This window comes from Nocardia speluncae NBRC 108251 (assembly GCF_001613245.1).
GTDB classification, from domain to species: Bacteria; Actinomycetota; Actinomycetes; order Mycobacteriales; family Mycobacteriaceae; genus Nocardia; species Nocardia speluncae.
In genome coordinates, this window is the sequence record NZ_BDBZ01000039.1 from 45919 (window position 1) to 62013 (window position 16095).

Annotated in this window: 16 protein-coding genes; 8 read left to right on the forward strand and 8 right to left on the reverse strand. The window is 64.9% G+C overall.

Annotated elements, in window-relative coordinates; translation table 11 throughout:
- Nucleotides 1-18: 18 nt before the first annotated feature.
- The 3 genes from NS6_RS29120 to NS6_RS29135 all read right to left on the reverse strand — a co-directional run bounded on the left by NS6_RS29120 (nucleotide 19) and on the right by NS6_RS29135 (nucleotide 4692).
- The gene (locus NS6_RS29120; RefSeq protein ID WP_068048520.1) at nucleotides 19-465 is read right to left on the reverse strand and encodes an NUDIX hydrolase; all 447 of its coding nucleotides are present in this window, start codon (nucleotides 463-465) and stop codon (nucleotides 19-21) included.
- Nucleotides 466-983: 518 nt separating this feature from the next.
- Nucleotides 984-2186, reverse strand: a complete 1203-nt coding sequence (locus tag NS6_RS29130; RefSeq protein WP_210746792.1) for a VWA domain-containing protein — start codon at nucleotides 2184-2186, stop codon at nucleotides 984-986.
- Nucleotides 2187-3441: 1255 nt separating this feature from the next.
- Entirely contained in the window at nucleotides 3442-4692 is a 1251-nt protein-coding gene (locus tag NS6_RS29135) for an Nramp family divalent metal transporter (RefSeq protein WP_068048529.1), read from the reverse strand.
- Between the two features lie 681 nt (nucleotides 4693-5373).
- Between NS6_RS29135 and NS6_RS29140 the strand changes: the two genes are divergently transcribed.
- Entirely contained in the window at nucleotides 5374-5625 is a 252-nt protein-coding gene (locus tag NS6_RS29140; protein ID WP_068048532.1) for a CopG family transcriptional regulator, read from the forward strand.
- Nucleotides 5622-6056, forward strand: a complete 435-nt coding sequence (locus tag NS6_RS29145) for a type II toxin-antitoxin system VapC family toxin (RefSeq protein ID WP_068048535.1) — start codon at nucleotides 5622-5624, stop codon at nucleotides 6054-6056. Before NS6_RS29140 ends, NS6_RS29145 begins: the two co-directional genes overlap by 4 nt.
- A 401-nt stretch (nucleotides 6057-6457) precedes the next feature.
- Here the strand turns inward: NS6_RS29145 and NS6_RS29150 are convergent, their stop codons facing one another.
- The gene (locus tag NS6_RS29150) at nucleotides 6458-8200 is read right to left on the reverse strand and encodes a sensor histidine kinase (protein WP_068048538.1); all 1743 of its coding nucleotides are present in this window, start codon (nucleotides 8198-8200) and stop codon (nucleotides 6458-6460) included.
- Nucleotides 8201-8255: 55 nt separating this feature from the next.
- Nucleotides 8256-8903 (reverse strand): response regulator, encoded by a 648-nt coding sequence (locus tag NS6_RS29155; protein WP_068048542.1) that lies wholly within the window; start codon nucleotides 8901-8903, stop codon nucleotides 8256-8258.
- Nucleotides 8904-9111: 208 nt separating this feature from the next.
- Here NS6_RS29155 and NS6_RS29160 point away from each other — a divergent pair, with 208 nt between their 5' ends.
- Nucleotides 9112-10098, forward strand: a complete 987-nt coding sequence (locus NS6_RS29160) for an Acg family FMN-binding oxidoreductase (protein ID WP_068048545.1) — start codon at nucleotides 9112-9114, stop codon at nucleotides 10096-10098.
- Nucleotides 10099-10165: 67 nt separating this feature from the next.
- On the opposite strand, the gene NS6_RS34365 is transcribed toward NS6_RS29160, so the two are convergent.
- Nucleotides 10166-11047 carry a DUF302 domain-containing protein gene (locus NS6_RS34365; RefSeq protein ID WP_168443404.1) on the reverse strand — a complete coding sequence of 294 codons (882 nt, stop codon included), beginning with the start codon at nucleotides 11045-11047 and terminating at the stop codon, nucleotides 10166-10168.
- 12 nt (nucleotides 11048-11059) lie between these two features.
- Nucleotides 11060-11599: a flavodoxin family protein gene (locus NS6_RS29170; RefSeq protein ID WP_068048548.1), complete on the reverse strand. Its 540-nt coding sequence runs from the start codon at nucleotides 11597-11599 to the stop codon at nucleotides 11060-11062.
- Between the two features lie 715 nt (nucleotides 11600-12314).
- Between NS6_RS29170 and NS6_RS29180 the strand changes: the two genes are divergently transcribed.
- From NS6_RS29180 to NS6_RS29185, 3 genes are all read left to right on the forward strand, one after another.
- Nucleotides 12315-12911: an Rv1733c family protein gene (locus tag NS6_RS29180; protein ID WP_068048555.1), complete on the forward strand. Its 597-nt coding sequence runs from the start codon at nucleotides 12315-12317 to the stop codon at nucleotides 12909-12911.
- A 64-nt stretch (nucleotides 12912-12975) separates the two neighbouring features.
- Entirely contained in the window at nucleotides 12976-13203 is a 228-nt protein-coding gene (locus NS6_RS35000; protein ID WP_157113008.1) for a hypothetical protein, read from the forward strand.
- A 326-nt stretch (nucleotides 13204-13529) separates the two neighbouring features.
- Complete coding sequence (locus NS6_RS29185; protein WP_245669551.1) at nucleotides 13530-13910, forward strand: pyridoxamine 5'-phosphate oxidase family protein; 381 nt, start codon at nucleotides 13530-13532, stop codon at nucleotides 13908-13910.
- A gap of 85 nt (nucleotides 13911-13995) precedes the next feature.
- Here NS6_RS29185 and NS6_RS35005 read toward each other — a convergent pair whose 3' ends face one another.
- Entirely contained in the window at nucleotides 13996-14157 is a 162-nt protein-coding gene (locus tag NS6_RS35005) for a hypothetical protein (protein ID WP_157113009.1), read from the reverse strand.
- Between the two features lie 268 nt (nucleotides 14158-14425).
- Here NS6_RS35005 and NS6_RS29190 point away from each other — a divergent pair, with 268 nt between their 5' ends.
- Together NS6_RS29190 and NS6_RS29195 are read left to right on the forward strand one after the other, a co-directional pair.
- Nucleotides 14426-15427: a zinc-binding alcohol dehydrogenase family protein gene (locus NS6_RS29190; RefSeq protein WP_068048815.1), complete on the forward strand. Its 1002-nt coding sequence runs from the start codon at nucleotides 14426-14428 to the stop codon at nucleotides 15425-15427.
- Between the two features lie 107 nt (nucleotides 15428-15534).
- Nucleotides 15535-15987 carry a CBS domain-containing protein gene (locus NS6_RS29195; protein ID WP_068048558.1) on the forward strand — a complete coding sequence of 151 codons (453 nt, stop codon included), beginning with the start codon at nucleotides 15535-15537 and terminating at the stop codon, nucleotides 15985-15987.
- Nucleotides 15988-16095: the final 108 nt, after the last annotated feature.

The window sequence follows — 16095 nt, forward strand, 5'->3', positions numbered from 1 at the left end:
GCCCCACGGTGAACTCGCCTACCAGCCGTACAAAGAGAACTGCCGCTCGGCGGCGATATGCTGCATCGCCTCGCGGCAGTAGGGGATCATCCGGTCCGGCAAAGCGTCGAGGTAAAACCAGTCCAGATCATCGCATTTGCCGGGCTCCATATTCTCCGGGTCGCCACCCCAGTCCTGCACCAGGAAGAAGAACGCCACCCGTCCACCGGAGGACGAATTGTGCATGACGTGCGCGAAGCGGACAGCCTCGGCGCTGATCGTGACTCCGATCTCCTCTTTCGCCTCCCGCACCAGCGCAGCAACCATCGACTCGCCGGCCTCCAGGTGGCCGGACGGTAGGTGGTAGGCGCCGTCTTCGTAGCCGGTATTCACGCGCCTGCCGAAAAGCACGCGTCCTTGTTGATCGATGAGCAGGAGATGTACATCCCCGATCAGCTTGTGTCGTTCTGTACCGGCAACCGCCATTGTCGACCCCGATCTATCGCACACACGCACCCGATCTGGGCGATGCGTTCAACACCGTAGGCCCACCGTGGCCGGCCGCCTATGCGTCCGACGTATATCGCCCGGACACACCACCGAACCGGAGAGACCGTGCAGGAATTGCCCCACCGCCCATCCGAAACCCGGCACCGATATCCGCCGCCGCTCAGAGGACCGATCGAGCGTGTATCGGAGGAGCTACTGCAACGCACCGCAGCAGCGATGCACGACGCGTGGCCCGAAGTCGGCAACCCGACCCAACGCAGCGCACCCTCGTAACAGCGCCCACGCTCTCCGGCGGCCTGAGATACTGCCAATGGACTGATATAGCGATCGTGACGATCGGTCAGGTCCGAAAACCCACTTCGTGCGATGTCTCGAAGTCAGCCACCCTTGTTGCTGAAAACAGCAGGGCTCGTTGCGTCGTGCCGCAAATTTTCCAGAGAGGGTGCGCGCTCACCACCCGCTCTGCAGATCCCTCTCATCGACTCCGGCAACCCTCAGCCCTGGGCACGAGACCACGCGCTGAAACCACGGACCAACTCCGCGTAGAACTGCTCGCCCGGGACTGCGCCTGGATTCTTGCCGATGTTGTAGAACGCGACATTGCGAAAGGTAGCCGAGGTCGACGAGTTGAGGTTCTTGTAGAACGCCATCTTCCCTCGACCGAATCCGATGAATATCCAGAAAACTCCCAGCATCGCGGTGTTCTGCAGCAGCGTTCGAACGGCCGCTTTGTCGTCGGGTTCGTCGCCCACCTGGACAATGACCAGTGCCGGATCGGATGCCCCTGATTCCTGGTAGTGGTTGACAACGCAGCGCATTGCCTCGTCGACTTGCGACCAGCCCCAGTCGACTTGAGTGTGCAACTGACCGATTCTGCCCCGGTAGTTCTGCAGACTGAGGTCCTCGACGAAGGGCTCGTGCCGACCCGAAAACACCACGGGGACAGTGCCGTCGTCGTCTAGGTTCACCGCCAATGCCAGAATACGTTCGGCAAACGCTTGAACGGTGAACGACTCGTACAGTTCCCGCATGTCATAGCTATGGTCGAGAATCAAGTACACCGCAGCGCGTCGGCCATCCATGCCCGTGTTCGCCAGTGCCCGGTTAGCCTCGCTGGCCACCGGCAGCAATCCAGGTGCGATATCGCTGACCTTCGAGAGTGCGGTCGGTGTTCTCAACCCCGAGGTGGTACTGACATCGACAGGTGCGGATGTCTCGTCGGTGTCGACATCGACTCCGTAGTCGGTTGCCAAGCCACCCAGCCCTGAGGAATAGCCTTGGCCGACTGCCCGGACCTTCCAGGTATCATTTCGGCGGTATGCCTCGGCAACGACCACGACGGTTTCCCGGTTGGCGAAGTCTGGCGCAATGTACTCGATTGTCGGTCCTACGTCCTGAGTGACGACAAGCCGCGGCGCGCGGCTGAATACTGCCCCTGGACTCGAAGGATCAATACTCGCGACAACGACCACGGTCGCCACGTCGCGAGGTATGTGAGTGAAATCGACAGTCACTACGGTGCCGGCTACCTCGACGCCGTGACGAGCCGGGTTGTTGTAGAACACGAGATCACTGTCGTCGCGTACTTTCCCACCGGGACCGAGCAACAGCGCCGACACATCGATGGGCGTCTGAACTGTTGTGAGGGAGAAGGACACACGCCTACCGCTGATGGCGATGTTCTCGCCCTTACGCATTGCCGTACTCGACATTCACTTCCCTGGCTGTCGCGGGGTCGACTCCATCCGGTCGCTACACCGCATCAATTCGAGTTCGGCGATCCAGACGTTACAAGTCGTGCCGCAAGCCGGATATCTCGATCTGTAGCGAACACGCAGCACCCATGATCCGCACGGCACGGCCACCACGCGGGACCGCTGGGCAATGATGATCCCGCTACGCAACCACAACACCGCCAAGACCAGCACCGACCCGCTGGATACGGTCGCGGCGACGGGGACACATCACGGGTTGGCCGAGCGGCGCAGGTGGAGCACTGCGAGTTCCGGATGCCGAAACCGTATGAAATCAAACAGGCCATGGCCTGCCACCGCGCTGGAGCGGTACACCCGAGCAATCGAGGCCAGCATCGATCCCAGCAACTTGGTCGGCGCGATGAACACAGCACAGGCGGAGAGAGCTGCCGCTCAGGTCGAGTTGGACACGATACCGAGACCAGTGCAGGCACAGTGCGCGAACGCAGCCGATCATCAATTCACATGGCGAAATCCGAACCCGACTCGATGCGGGCGACCCCATGGACAAGATCAAGCTGTACAAAGCGCTGGAAATACAGATTCGATACCAACCGATACAGCGCCGCGCTCAGATGAGCATCGGGGGTTGCTGCGGTTAGCACTGGTGTCCGGAGAGGGAATCGACCACTACGCCAACCTCCTGCAGCACCGAAAAGCACTGGTCATCGGCAAATAGTGGCGGAGTGACGGTTCTGGTCCGGTCGCCGCAGGTTCGTGTTTCCGGCAGGGCCTGTCGAGCATGGGGACGGAGACGATCCCGCAGCGCTCGGGGGCGATTGGTGACCGGGTCCGATTGTCACCTGTAAGTGGACCGAACGTTGACCGTGAGAGAATTCGAACTTCTGAGTCGGGCAGGGGTTCGAACGCGGCATTGGGACGACGCGCATCCTCTCGACATCCATGCCGACGACCACACATCAGTGACGTGCCGATCCGCCCGCCGCTGTACATGCCACCGAACAGCAGATCCGCGATCAGATCGTCGATCCCTTCCGCTGCCGAAATGAATAGTGGGGATACGACTTTCGGCCCCGAAAGCGGCGCCGGGTCAAGCGTCCACACGGGCTGCACGGTCTGCTGCGAGTTGCATTTCCGGTAAGAAGAAGTGGACTACTTCGCTCTCGCCAACACGATTCCGCACCACCACCCCTGCTCTGCGGCGATGACGCCGGCCGGGCGATCGAACCCGAGTAATTCAGCTCCCGGTCACGGTGAGCACGAGCAGTACTACGTTGAGGGCAGTGACAACGGCGGCCACCGCCCAAGCGGCCAGGGTAGTGAGCCGATGATTCGCGTCGGTACCCATCAGCCTCCGGCTGCCGGTGAAACGCACCAGTGGTATCAACGCGAACGGAATGCCGAATGACAGGATCACCTGCGAGACGATGAGTGCCCGGGTCGGTTCGATGCCGATAGTGAGAACCACGAATGCGGGAACGAGTGTGATCAACCGGCGCGTGACCAGCGCGATATGCCGGTGGAGCAAGCCCTGCATGATCATGGCGCCGGCGTAGGCACCTACCGAGGTCGAGGCGATACCCGAGGCGAGCAGGCCGACGGCGAGCAGCAATCCTGCCGCCGGCCCCAGTGCATCACGAATTCCCGCGTGAGCGGTTTCGAGCGAGATACCGTCCACCTGGCCGTGCAGAGTGCGCGCAGCCAGCAGCAGCATCGCCAGATTGACCGCACCCGCCAGCAGCATGGCCGCGGCGACGTCACCGCGGGTCACCCGCAGTAGCCGGGTGCGGTGGGAGGTGGTCGTGGGATGGCCGTGCCGGTCACGGACCAATCCGGAGTGCAGATACACAGCGTGCGGCATCACGGTCGCCCCCGTGATCGCCGCGGCCAACAGCATGCTCTCCGTCCCTTGGAACCGCGGCACCGCACCGCCGAGCGTGTCGGATATCGATGGTTGCGCTATTACGGCGGCGGCGAGAAATCCCAGTGCGACGACGATCAGCAGGCCTATTGCGAGCCGTTCGAACGGTCGCTGTCCCCACCTGCTCTGCACCACCAGCAACATCAACGACGCGAACCCGGTCAGGACGCCCCCCATGATGAGTGGAAGGCCGAACAAGATGTTGAGCGCGATTGCGCCGCCCACCACCTCCGCGAGGTCGGTGGCCATCGCGACGGTTTCGGCTTGGGCCCAGTAGGCCAGTCGCACGGGCCCGCTCGTATGGTCGCGGACCATCTCCGGCAGGGTCCGGCCTGTAACCAGGCCCAGCTTCGCGGAGAGGTACTGCACCAGACCCGCCATGACGTCGGCCGCCACGATGACCCACACCAGTAGGTAACCGAATCGTGCGCCCGCGCTGATATTGGCGGCGACATTGCCAGGGTCGGCATAGGCGACCGCGGCGACGAACGCCGGACCGAGAAGCGCCACCGCCGAACGAACCCGCGTTGAGGTCACGCGCCTAGACACGTCACCGGTCGTGTCCATGAACCTCGATACTACGACGCGTGAAAGGCAGCACTTTTGCGAGGTGCACATGAGCAGAACTTCCAGGTGCCGGCAAGCCAGAACGGTGCCCGGTACGGCCATGCTGGGCAGAGCGGCCGAGCGGGGGGCTTCGCCGGTTGATCTGTCCACCGCAGAATGCCTCGATCGCCGTCGGTGGTCGCGGGCCGAGTAGTGCGGTGACCGTTGCGTCCATCGCTGGTTGCCGAGTTCGACGAGGCGTTCCAGGGGGCCGTATCTGAAGGTGGTGCGCCGGAAGCCGGTGGCCGGCAGTCAGGTCCATGGCTCGAGGCTGTTTGGTCGAATCGGAGTGTCTGGTTGTGGGAAACGAGGGACGCGATGGAGAACTTCTTCTCCATCCCGAAGACCGAGTTGGTCTGTCGCCGAGCCGGCGGACTCGGGGTGGGGCCGAGCACGCCCTGTTCTCCTGCATCGCTGGTCGGTACAACACTCAGCGCATCCAGAAGAAGCTGGGTTGGCGGTCACCGATGAGTTCGAGGCGAGCTACCCACTTCCCGGTTCCGGCTGGAACCTGATTATTTGCCCGCCAGCAATGTGGTGGAACCTCACAATTGGAAAACGCCCGGTTATTGTAGGGGATCTGAGGAGCGCGGGTGGTGTCCGGCGCTCGCCATATGGTTATGGTGCGGGTACCATAACCTTATGGGTTTGAAGAAGACGACGGTCATGGTCGACGAGGCCGACCTCGAGTTGGTGAAGATGGCTGCAGCACGTGAAGGGCGGCCGGAGTCCGAGTATTTTCGCGAAGCTTTTCATCTGGCCGCGATACGCACTCGTCGATGGGACGAGGAGTGGGATATCCCCGTTCTCGACTACGGGCACGCGGTGTCGGCGGATGAAATCGATAGCACTGTGCGAGAAGCGATCATCAACACCGAATCCGATGCCGGATGATCGTCATCGGCGACACCTCGGGTCTGGTCGCCGCTTTCAACTCAGCAGATCCCGAGCACGTCCGTGCACGCGTAGCGCTGCAGCAGGCGGCGCTGACCATCGTCTCTCCGCTCGTGTTGCTCGAAGTCGAACACATCACCACCCGAAATCTCAATCGTAGAGCCGCATATGCGGTGAATGATTGGTTGTTGGCGCAGGAGCGCACCGGACGCATCGAAGTGCCCACGGTGTCGGCGGATTTGTTGCGGATCGCACGCAGGGTGCAGGACAGATACTTGGCCTTGCGTCTGGATCTCACAGACGCCACCAATGTTTCCTTGGCGGAACGATACGAGACCGTGGCGGTGTTGACACTCGACCGACGTGATTTCCGCGCAATCAGCCCGCTCACCGGTGATGCCGCGTTCCGCCTGTTGCCCGATGATCTCTAGGCCCGGCGAACAGGCGAGATACCCGCTGGGTTCCGGGCACTGCGTCGCCACCCGAGCCGGGATGACGGCGTGTCCGATGCCATCGCGGGAGGTCACGCCAGACCACCGTGGATGTGCATCAGCGGTGCCGGGTCGGCTGCTGAGGCGGTCGACGCGGTGAGGGCCTCAGCGAGAGCCGCCGCTCGATGCCGAAGGTGATCGTCGTGCAGGACTGCTCGATGTCGGCCGCGTTCCAATGAGCTGCCCGGTGGCCTCGTCGCTGCACATCGCAGGTGCTCGACCTGCAGCGCGCGGATGCAGCTGTGTCGGTGTCGCGGTAGAGCCGGCCGATACCGATCGTGCGCTCACCTACGCGGAACACGAAGCGGCAGCAGGCCATGGGACAAACTGCGGGCGCGGCTTTACGGTAGCGGGACGCTCCAGCGCAGCGTGGTGCCTCGGTCCGGTCGTGCGGTAATGGTGAACTCGCCACCGCCCTGCTCTGCCCGGGCTGCCATATTGGCCAGGCCGCTGCAGCGTTCCGGGCTTTCGGGGATGCCGATGCCGTTGTCGGTGATCTCGATGGTGACGTTGTTGCCGATATCGAGGTCGACCGAGACGGCCGTCGCGTTCGCGTGGTGGACGACGTTGCTCACTGCTTCCCGCACGACGGCTTCGACGTCGTCGGTCATTGGATCCATCAAGACGGTGGCCGGGCCACTGACTCGTACGGTGGTGCGCAGTCCGGTGTCTCTAGTCAGTTCTGCGATCACCGAGTGCAGGTGTTTGCGGAAATCGACCGAGCCGGACTCGGGGCCGTTGTGCAGGTCGAAGATGGAGTGGCGGATATCTTGAATGATCGCTTGGATGTCCTCGATCGCGTAGCCCAGGCGTGCTTTGACCTCTGGTGAGCGTGCACGCTGGACTGTGCTCTGTAGTGACAGCCCTACAGCGAAGAGCCGCTGGATAACGTGGTCGTGCAGGTCACGGGCGATGCGGTCGCGGTCGGCGACGATACCGAGTTCCCGCATTCGGCGTTGGCTGTTGGCCAGTTGCAGGGCCAGTGCCGCTTGATCGGCGATCGCGGTCATCATTGCTTGCTGTTCGGTCTCCAACGGTCCGGCGTCGGCGGGTTGGACGACGCCGAGAATGCCGATGATGGCGTGCTCGGCGCGCAAGGGCAGGATCAAGGTGGCGCCGACGTCGGCCTCGAGTTCTGGCAGTTCCTGGTGGCGGCTGTAGTCGAGGGTGACTGTTTCACCTTGGAGGAATGCTTCGGTGGGGGAGCTGGGCATGGGCAGCCGTTGCCCGGCCAGCCGGTCGGCCTCGGCGCCGGCTGCGGCGACTACGACCAGTTCCGGGACTTCTTCCACCGGTAGGTCGGTGTCTTCGGGTAGGGCAACGAAGGTGGCGGCGGAGCTGGTGAGGGTCCGTGCCCGCTCGGCGACGAGGTCGAGTACTTCGTGGGGTTCGCCGCCGGTGAGCAGCTCGGTAGCGACGTCTTTGGTGGCTTCCAGCCATTGCTGGCGTACTCGGGAGTGTTCGTAGAGGCGGGCGTTTTCGATGGCGATTCCGGCGGCGGCGGCCAAGGCTTGGACCACGACCTCGTCGTCTTCGGTGAATTCTTGGCCGCCGGCTTTCTCGGTGAGGTAGAGGTTTCCGAAGACTTCGTCGCGGACTTTCACCGGAACACCGAGGAAGGTGCGCATCGGCGGGTGGTGGGGTGGGAAGCCCACCGAGGAGGAGTGTTCGGACAGATCGGCGAGCCGGATGGGGGTGGGATGTTCGAACAGCAGACCCAGGACTCCGTGGCCTTCGGGGAGATCGCCGATCAGGATGCGGGTGTGGTCGTCGATGCCCTCGTAAATGAAGGCGGCGAGCTGTTTGGTGGTGCTGGTGTCACGGACGCCGAGCGCCCCGTACCGGGCGTCGACGAGCTGGATGGCGGTGTGGATGATCGAGTGCAGTGTGTTGTCCAGATCCAAGCCTGCGGTGATGGCCAGCATGGCTTCCATGAGCCGGTCCATGCGGTCGCGGACGTCGACGATCTGGGTGATGCGGTCGCGGAGTTCGTTGAGCAGCTCGCGGAGCTTGAGCTGCGATAGTGCTTCCATCACCGGAGCTCGGCCCCGGGCATCGCCTGGTTGCGCGCCCTGTGCGCCCATAACACTATTGTTGCACCGGCCTGCCGACGAAGGTCAACTGTGAGACGTCAACGCTTCAATACCGTTTACGCTGCTGGCCGAGCTGGGAGGCCATAACAGCGGCTTGCGTGCGGCGTTCTACGCCGAGTTTGGTCAGCAGCCGTGACACGTAGTTCTTGACCGTCTTCTCGGCGAGATACATCTGTTCGGCGATCTGCCGGTTGGTCAGCCCTTCGCCGAGCAACGCCAGCAGGGTGCGTTCTTGTTCGGTCAGGTCGGCCAGGGGGCCGGTCTTCTTCTCGGCGTCGCTGCGGAGTTTGGCCATCAGTGCGGCGGCGGCACGGTTGTCGAGCAGTGAGCGTCCGGCACCGACATCACGGATGGCGTCGATGAGGTTGAGGCCGGTGACGTCCTTGATGACGTAGCCGCTGGCTCCGGCGAGGATGGCGTCGAGCATGGCCTGTTCGTCGGTGAACGAGGTCAGTATCAGGCAGCGCAGGCCGGGAACGGTCGAGAGCAGTTCGCGGCACAGTTCGATGCCGTTGCCGTCGGGTAGCCGGATGTCGAGGACGGCGACATCGGGTTGCAGGGCCGGTATCCGAGCCAAGGCATGCGACACGCTGTCTGCTTCCCCGATCACATCCATATCGGGTTCGAGGGTCAGCAGTCCTGCGATTCCGCGCCGGACGATTTCGTGGTCGTCGACCAGGAAGAGCTTGATCATGGCGTCACCTCCTGCAGCGATGTCTTCAGCCTACGACCGCGCGGTGCGCAAGGAGTGCACCTCACAGGCCCGGTGTGGCAGGTGTCGAGCCGTCGGCCCGCTGGGCGGAGATAACGGAGGTCACCACGACCGAGGTCCTCATGCCCTACGGGTGTCGGGGTGGCTGCGCGAGGCTGGAGTGCAGTGGGAAGCCCATCCGGAGGACGCCATGGAGCAGGGATTGCCCGACGACCGTACGGTCGCGACTGCGCTGGCGCAGGCTGAGCAGGCACCGTCGATCCACAACACTCAGCCGTGGCGGTGGCGTGTCGGTGACCGGTCGGTGCATTTGGACCTCGATCCGAGCCGGGCGCTCATCGCAACCGACCCCGACCAGCGTGATCTGGTGATCAGCTGCGGTGCAGCGTTACATCATCTCTGTGTTGCTTTCGCCGCGTTGGAATGGTCGGCGGTGGTGCACCGGCTACCGAATCCGGACGATCCCGCGCATCTGGCCGCGGTCGAGCTGGTGCCGCATCGTTCGACCCCGCTCGATATTGCGCTGGCCTCGGCTATTTCGCGTCGGCGATCCGATCGCAGACGCTACAGTTCATGGCCGATTCCTGCGGGCTACCTGGGGCTGGTGACAGAGCGGGCCGGGGCGCTGGGTGCGACGATCAAATTGGTGTCCGACGGCTCGCGCGACCGGCTCACCGACGCCATCCGCAAGGCTGCGGCCTGGCATGCCGCCGATCCGGAGTATCTGTCGGAACTGGCGATCTGGACCGGCCGGCACGGCAGCACCGAAGGTGTGCCGGCGCGTAGCGCCCCACAACCGCGGCCCGGCGACGAGCTGCCGGCGCGGGCTTTCGCCGCCGCGTCGCTCGCCGATCCTGCCTACGAGCCCGATCACGCCGAACTACTCGTCGTGGGTACCTCCGGCGATGATCGCCTGTCCCGGCTGCGGGCCGGGGAAGCGCTGAGCTCGGTCTTGCTCACCGCCACCAATGTCGGACTCGCGACCTGCCCGCTGACCGAACCCCTCGAGATCCCGAAACTGCGCCGCGACGTGCGCGTCGGAGTGCTCAACAACGTCGCATACCCGCAGGTCATCATCAGGATCGGCTGGGCACCGACCAGCGATGCGCCGCTTCCGGCCACGCCCCGGAGATCGGTCGACGAGACAGTGGAGCCCCTGCAGACACCGGTCTCCTGACAGGGCCCCGGTACCGGCGGGCAGGGCGTGCGCAAACGGTACGAGAGACGAGGTAGGCCGGCTTGTCCTACTGTTCCGCCGCGGTTGCGTGGTGCTCGATGGCGTGCAGTGCCGTGGCCAGTGCTCCGCGTGCCAGCCGAGCGATCGGTTCCAGCTCCCTCGCGGACTGCTGAGCGCCGGTGAGCAGTTCGGGGTCGATAGCTTCGATCACCGTGTGACCGCCCTCGGCACGCACACCGACATGGCAGGCCAACAACGGCCCGAGGTGGGAGCCGATAGCGAGTACACGGTGGGCGAGCTGCGGATTGCAGGCGCCGAGGAGGCGAAACGGCTCGGTCTCCTCGCCTGATTCCGCCGACAGCGCGGCCTGCATATCGATATCGGTGAGCACCGTGAAACCATTGTCGGACAAGGCTTGCCGCGTACGCGCTACCGTATCGTCGAAGGAGTCGGTGACCCGGACCGCCAGCTCCTCGGCCACCACAGGGATGCGGATCTCGGTGACCAGGTCGCCCGGGGTGACCGCGGCCTCCGGGCCTACCAGATACAGCTCGGTGGGTGGCCCGACCGGCTGGTATCCCGAGTCGCTGAGCCACCGCTGGAGTGTGTCGTAGGCATGTCCGAGACGGCTGTAGTCACCGAGGTGCACGGTGCGGGCGGTGCGGGTCGGTTCGGTGCGGCGCAGGGTGCACTCCCCGGTGCGGCCCTCACCGGCACCGAAGGTGACCGCGATCCCGAAGTCGACTGCGGTCGCCTCGCCGGAACCGAAATCACCGAGGTAGGTCGTCGACGGTGGGCCCACGGTGATGAGGTTGGCTGCGTCAGCGATTTCGAACAATGCCTGCATGCCCGACCCGATGTCGTCGCCGGCGTGGTCGGGTCGCACGATGCGCCGCAGTCCGAGGACGGTCTGCGGTTCCGTGCGGTCGACAGTGACGTGATAGGACACCGAACTCACCGCCTATCGGCCCTGCCGGGCGCGGCGATCGTTTTCCGCGGAGGCCATGCGCTGGGCCCACAGCTTCGCGCGGTCGAATTCTCCGGCGGCCAGCGGCCCGGTCATACCGACGACATAGAAGTCGATCGGACGACGCACGAGGACGAAACCCTGCCGCCGTAATTGTCTGCCGATCCCCCGAGCTGCCGAACCGGGCAGCCAACTCGGGCGCTGAAGTTTGGTGGCGAATGCCGCGGCCCGAGTACCGCGGAGCGCCCCATGTTCGGCCTCGAGCCACTCGCGGATACCCGTTGTGTTCTCGTCCGGCCCGAACGGGCCCCCGACACGGTCCGCGGCATCCTGCCGGGTTTGGCGACGGCTCATTCCGAAGGCGTGGGTCGGCCCTCCCACGACCAGCAGATCGACCGGTGAGTGGCTGTCAGGCGTCGCATCCGCCACATTCACCACGTCCACCTCGGCAAACTCTTGCAGCCCTCGTGCGATGGCGGTGGTCGCGGCCTGGGTGTTGCCGAATATGGACTCGTATACGACGCGTACGCGCATCTGCGGATCTCCTGCCTGCTTGTGAACAGCGGCGATACTGTCTCGCTTCTACCGAAGTTACTGGTGCAGACAGCCGTTTCGGCAGTGCCGAACGGTGGAGCTGCGTGGTGACCTTCGGCCACTACACAAAGGCCCCCCGGGTGGGCCCGGCTATTGGCTGCGCAGTGTGGCCCTGGAGCCGTGCTGGCGGCTGCTTCCGGGGCTCATGCGGCTCCATGCCTACCGCAAGGCATGGCTGCGGGCCCGATGATCGTGGGCCGGCTCGGCGCGGTCACCGGTGTCCCGAAATCGGGCAACGATGTCGCAGCGCAAGTTCGGTCCTGGCAGCACACCTCGGCGATTGGCATTGGCTCACCGTCTTGCTCGCCGCTGCCGTATGGACACGTCGGTCGTACTGGCACGGCGCCGATGTCGAAGTCGATCTGATGGCGATGGACGCCGTCGAGCAACTCCGTGACTACCGCACTTGCCGGGGCATCGTGATCGCGCTGGCACGGGTGAAACAAGATCTTCGCGACGATCTGGATGCGGGTGGACTGACCGAACGGATCGGCGCCGGGCACTCTATACCACCTTGCCCACTGCGGGCGCCGCGTTCGAGGCCGACGGTCAGGGGCCACTCGGCCTGCCGGGAAGATGACCTTTTTCTCTGACCCCCTACCGTCTCCAGGCGCGACGCTCTACCCAGAGCAAGGTATCGGAAGAGGTGTTGGTGATGAGCGAGCCCGGGCCGAACGCCCACATACGGTGGGCTGTATTCACCCGCAGTTGGGCGCTGCGGCCGACCAACCCCAGCGTGCTGATGCGCCCGTGCGATCGCCTCGAAGCCACCATCCGGGTCCTCGCGGTGCTGGCGGTGGCAGCGTTGATCCCGATCTCGGCAGCGCTGGGGACCAGCGTCTACACCACCGTCGCCGCGCAGGTCGAGGTCGAGCAACGCAGCAGAGTCCCCGTCGACGCCGTCATCATCGGCGAACCGAGCCACAGCGGTCTGAATGCCGCCGAAGCGAAGGTGAGCTGGGAGCGCAGGGGCCACCGCAGTGAGGCCGACGTCGCGGTACCTCTCACGGCAGTGCCCGGCGACCGGATCACACTGTGGGTCGATGAGGCGGGCCGGCGCACCGGGCCACCGCGCCACTCCAGTGCCGCAGCGACGAGCGGCGTCACCGTGGCAGTCGCCGTCGTCGTCATGGCGGGTTTCGCCGCCTGGGGCACCATCGGATCGGCGTCATGGCTGCTGTCGCGGCGGCGGAACAGCCAGTGGGACCGAGAATGGCGCACCCTCACCGGCACCACCGAAAACCTGCCCTGAAACGGCAACTGGCCCGCGCGGCCGCACCTCATCGTGGCGGGCAGTCACAGGAAGGAATCCACGCATGGCACGTCGTGGTGGTTCGAACAGCACGAAAGGCCCTGCAAACCCGACGATTCCGGCAGCGGTCGACGGTTCGGCCAGTGCCTACCACGCCGTTGCAGGGCGGGAGCGGAAGCGGCACTGCGGTGCTCTGCACATCTTTACCATGATGCTCGGATCGACCAGTACCGCTTTGCTGCATGCTGTGGACATCCCGATGATCATCGTGCGGGCCCCGCGCCCCGATTGATGTGGGAGCAGCGATGACTGCGCATGCACGCTTCGCGCAGACCGGTCGGCACCTCCGTGTCACCGCCGCCGGCACGACCGGAACGGCGGCTTGCGCGGAGCGATGGCTGGTTCATCTGCTGAACGGGCAACAATGGAAAGCGAAGGCCGAAGGTCCGTCGAGCGCGGGGCTTGATGCCCTGTGGGCGCGGCAGGTGGCCGTGTTTCGATTTCTGCTGGGGGAGTACTCGGGTAGGAGGCAGCGTGGAAGAGGTGGGCAAGCTCGTGCCTCGCCGCGATCGTCCAGACACCGGGCGGCACATGGTCGAGTTGTCACGCGGGGAAGCTATGGGACTTCTGGCGACTGCACCGTTCGGCCGGATCGTGTTCACCAGCAACGCCTTACCGGCGGTGCGTCCGGTGAACCATCTCGTCGAACCAGATGGTTCGGTGATCGTGCGCACCAGCCTGTTGCCGGGGCTGCGATCCACCGGTTCGGTGATCGTGGCCTACCAGGCCGACGCGATCGACCCGTTGCAGTGGCTGGGCTGGTCTGTGGTGGTCACCGGTCCCGCGCGTACGGTGACCGCACCGGATGTGCTGGCCGACTACGAACACAGCCTCGATGCCTTCGTCGCCAGCGGAAACAACCGGGTGATCGTCATCGAACCCACGATGGTGACCGGAGTCAGGTTGGTAGAGCGGCCGCCGGAGCCGACAGCCAGGTGAACGCGACATCCGGTACCTGGGTAGATCGGCGCCGCGGGGCGCGGTGGGCCGGGACGGCTCGACCTCCGGTGGCGGCCCGCAGGGGTCACAGCGGGATGCTGTGGCGCGTAGTCGTGTGATCACCATCAAGTTTGGACCGGTCGATCAATACCAGGATCGGCGGCGGGTCGGTGACCACGGTCTCGACGTCGAGTTCGTCGGGACGGGTCACGGTCTCCCGGGCGGTCTTCTCGGCGGTGCGCAGCATGGCTTCGCCGGCGCCTAACGCTCGGACGCGTCGCCCTGGATACGGGGTTTCGGTCGATTACCCTCACCGCAGGAGTAGTGGCACTGTGCTGCTGCCGTTCGTCGCGAATCCGAGGGGCGAAAGTTGCTCGGGTGCCCAAGAACAGGCGCGGGGGTCGATCGGTAGTTCATCGTGGAAGGACAAAGAACCGTCGGAGTCCACTGAACGGAGTCCGGTTCATATAGGCCGAGGTGCAGACGGAGAGGCGAAGAAAGGATCGCGCGTGTCGATGCGAGCATGGCGACTGGACTCACCGGCCGATATCCGGCAGCAGCCGCTGCGCATGAACGTTGAGCCGATGCCGGTACCGGCCGAAGGGGAATTGCTGGTTCGGGTGCTGGCCTGCGGAGTGTGCCGGACCGATCTGCACGTAGTGGAGGGTGATCTGCCCGTCCACCACCAGCATGTGGTGCCCGGCCACGAGGTCGTCGCGGAAGTCGTTTCCGCGGATACCAGTCCCGGGCACGCTTTCGTGTCCGGGCAGAAGATCGGCGTGCCGTGGCTGCGCTACACCTGCGGCGAGTGCCGCTACTGCCGCCGCGGCGCAGAGAACCTGTGCCCGCGTTCGAGATACACCGGCTGGGACGCCGACGGTGGCTACGCGGAGTTCACCACTGTGCCCGCGGAGTTCGCGCTACCACTGCCCGCGGGCTACGACGACGAACATCTCGCACCACTGCTGTGTGCGGGGGTGATCGGTTACCACGCGCTGCAGCGCGCCGAGCTGCCCGACGGCGGAGTGCTGGGGATATACGGGTTCGGTGGCAGCGCCCATATCACCGCCCAGATCGCGGTGGCTCGCGGCGCACGCGTGCACGTGATGACCAGAGGCGCGGCCGCACGCGCCCTGGCGCTGTCGCTCGGCGCCGCGTCGGCCTCCGATGCTGCCGCGCCGCCGCCGGAGCCGCTGGATTCGGCGATTTTGTTCGCCCCGGCGGGTGAATTGGTGTTGCCGGCGCTGGAAGCGCTGGACGCCGGCGGGACGCTGGCGGTCGCGGGAATACATCTCAGTGATGTACCGCCGCTGAACTATCAACGACATTTGTTCCGGGAACGCCAGCTACGCAGTGTCACCTCCAACACCCGGGCCTCGGCGCGGGAGTTCCTGGAACTGGCGGGCCGGCAGCGGCTGCAGGTCACCACGCACCACTACCCGCTCGACCACGCCGACTGGGCGTTGAGCGATCTCGCCGCCGGCGCCTACGACGGTGCGGCGGTCCTGATTCCCTGACGGATTACCGAAGACCCTCCACGGAGTACCTAGGTCCCTGCCGTGGCGGGCTCCGGGTGGCGAGGATGGACCCACCACCGAAGAAAATGCGATGTCAGGAGGCAACAATGACCACTGCAGGGGCCGTGATGCACGACGATGTGGCCCATATCGGGGTACGCGACACGCTCGACACCGCGGCACAGCAGATGCGTCAACACGGCGTCGGCGCCTTGCCGATCTGCGACGGAGAAGGCCACGCCGTCGGTATCGTCACCGACCGCGACATCGTCGTGAAATGCATCGCGCAGGGCCACCATCCCGCCACCGCCACTGCCGGTGAATACGCTCAGGGCGACGAGCTGCACACAGTGGAATCCGACGCCGATATCGGCGCCGCTCTGGCAGTGATGGAGCAGTACCAGGTGCGCCGGCTGCCGGTCACCGAGCACGGCCGGTTGGTGGGCATCATCACCGAGGCCGATCTGGCCCGGAACCTGCCCGAACAATCTGTCGGCGAATTCGTCGAAGCGATCTGTGAACAGAAACTACCCGCGCAGGCCGAGACCTCCCCAGGGTAACGGCGCAGCTGCCACCGCCGGGTGTGACAGCAGGCCACGTCCAGTCGCCGTGTCTCCGGAATCTCCGGGTCCTCAACGGTGGCGGACTCGATCGAGGCGGACGTCGGA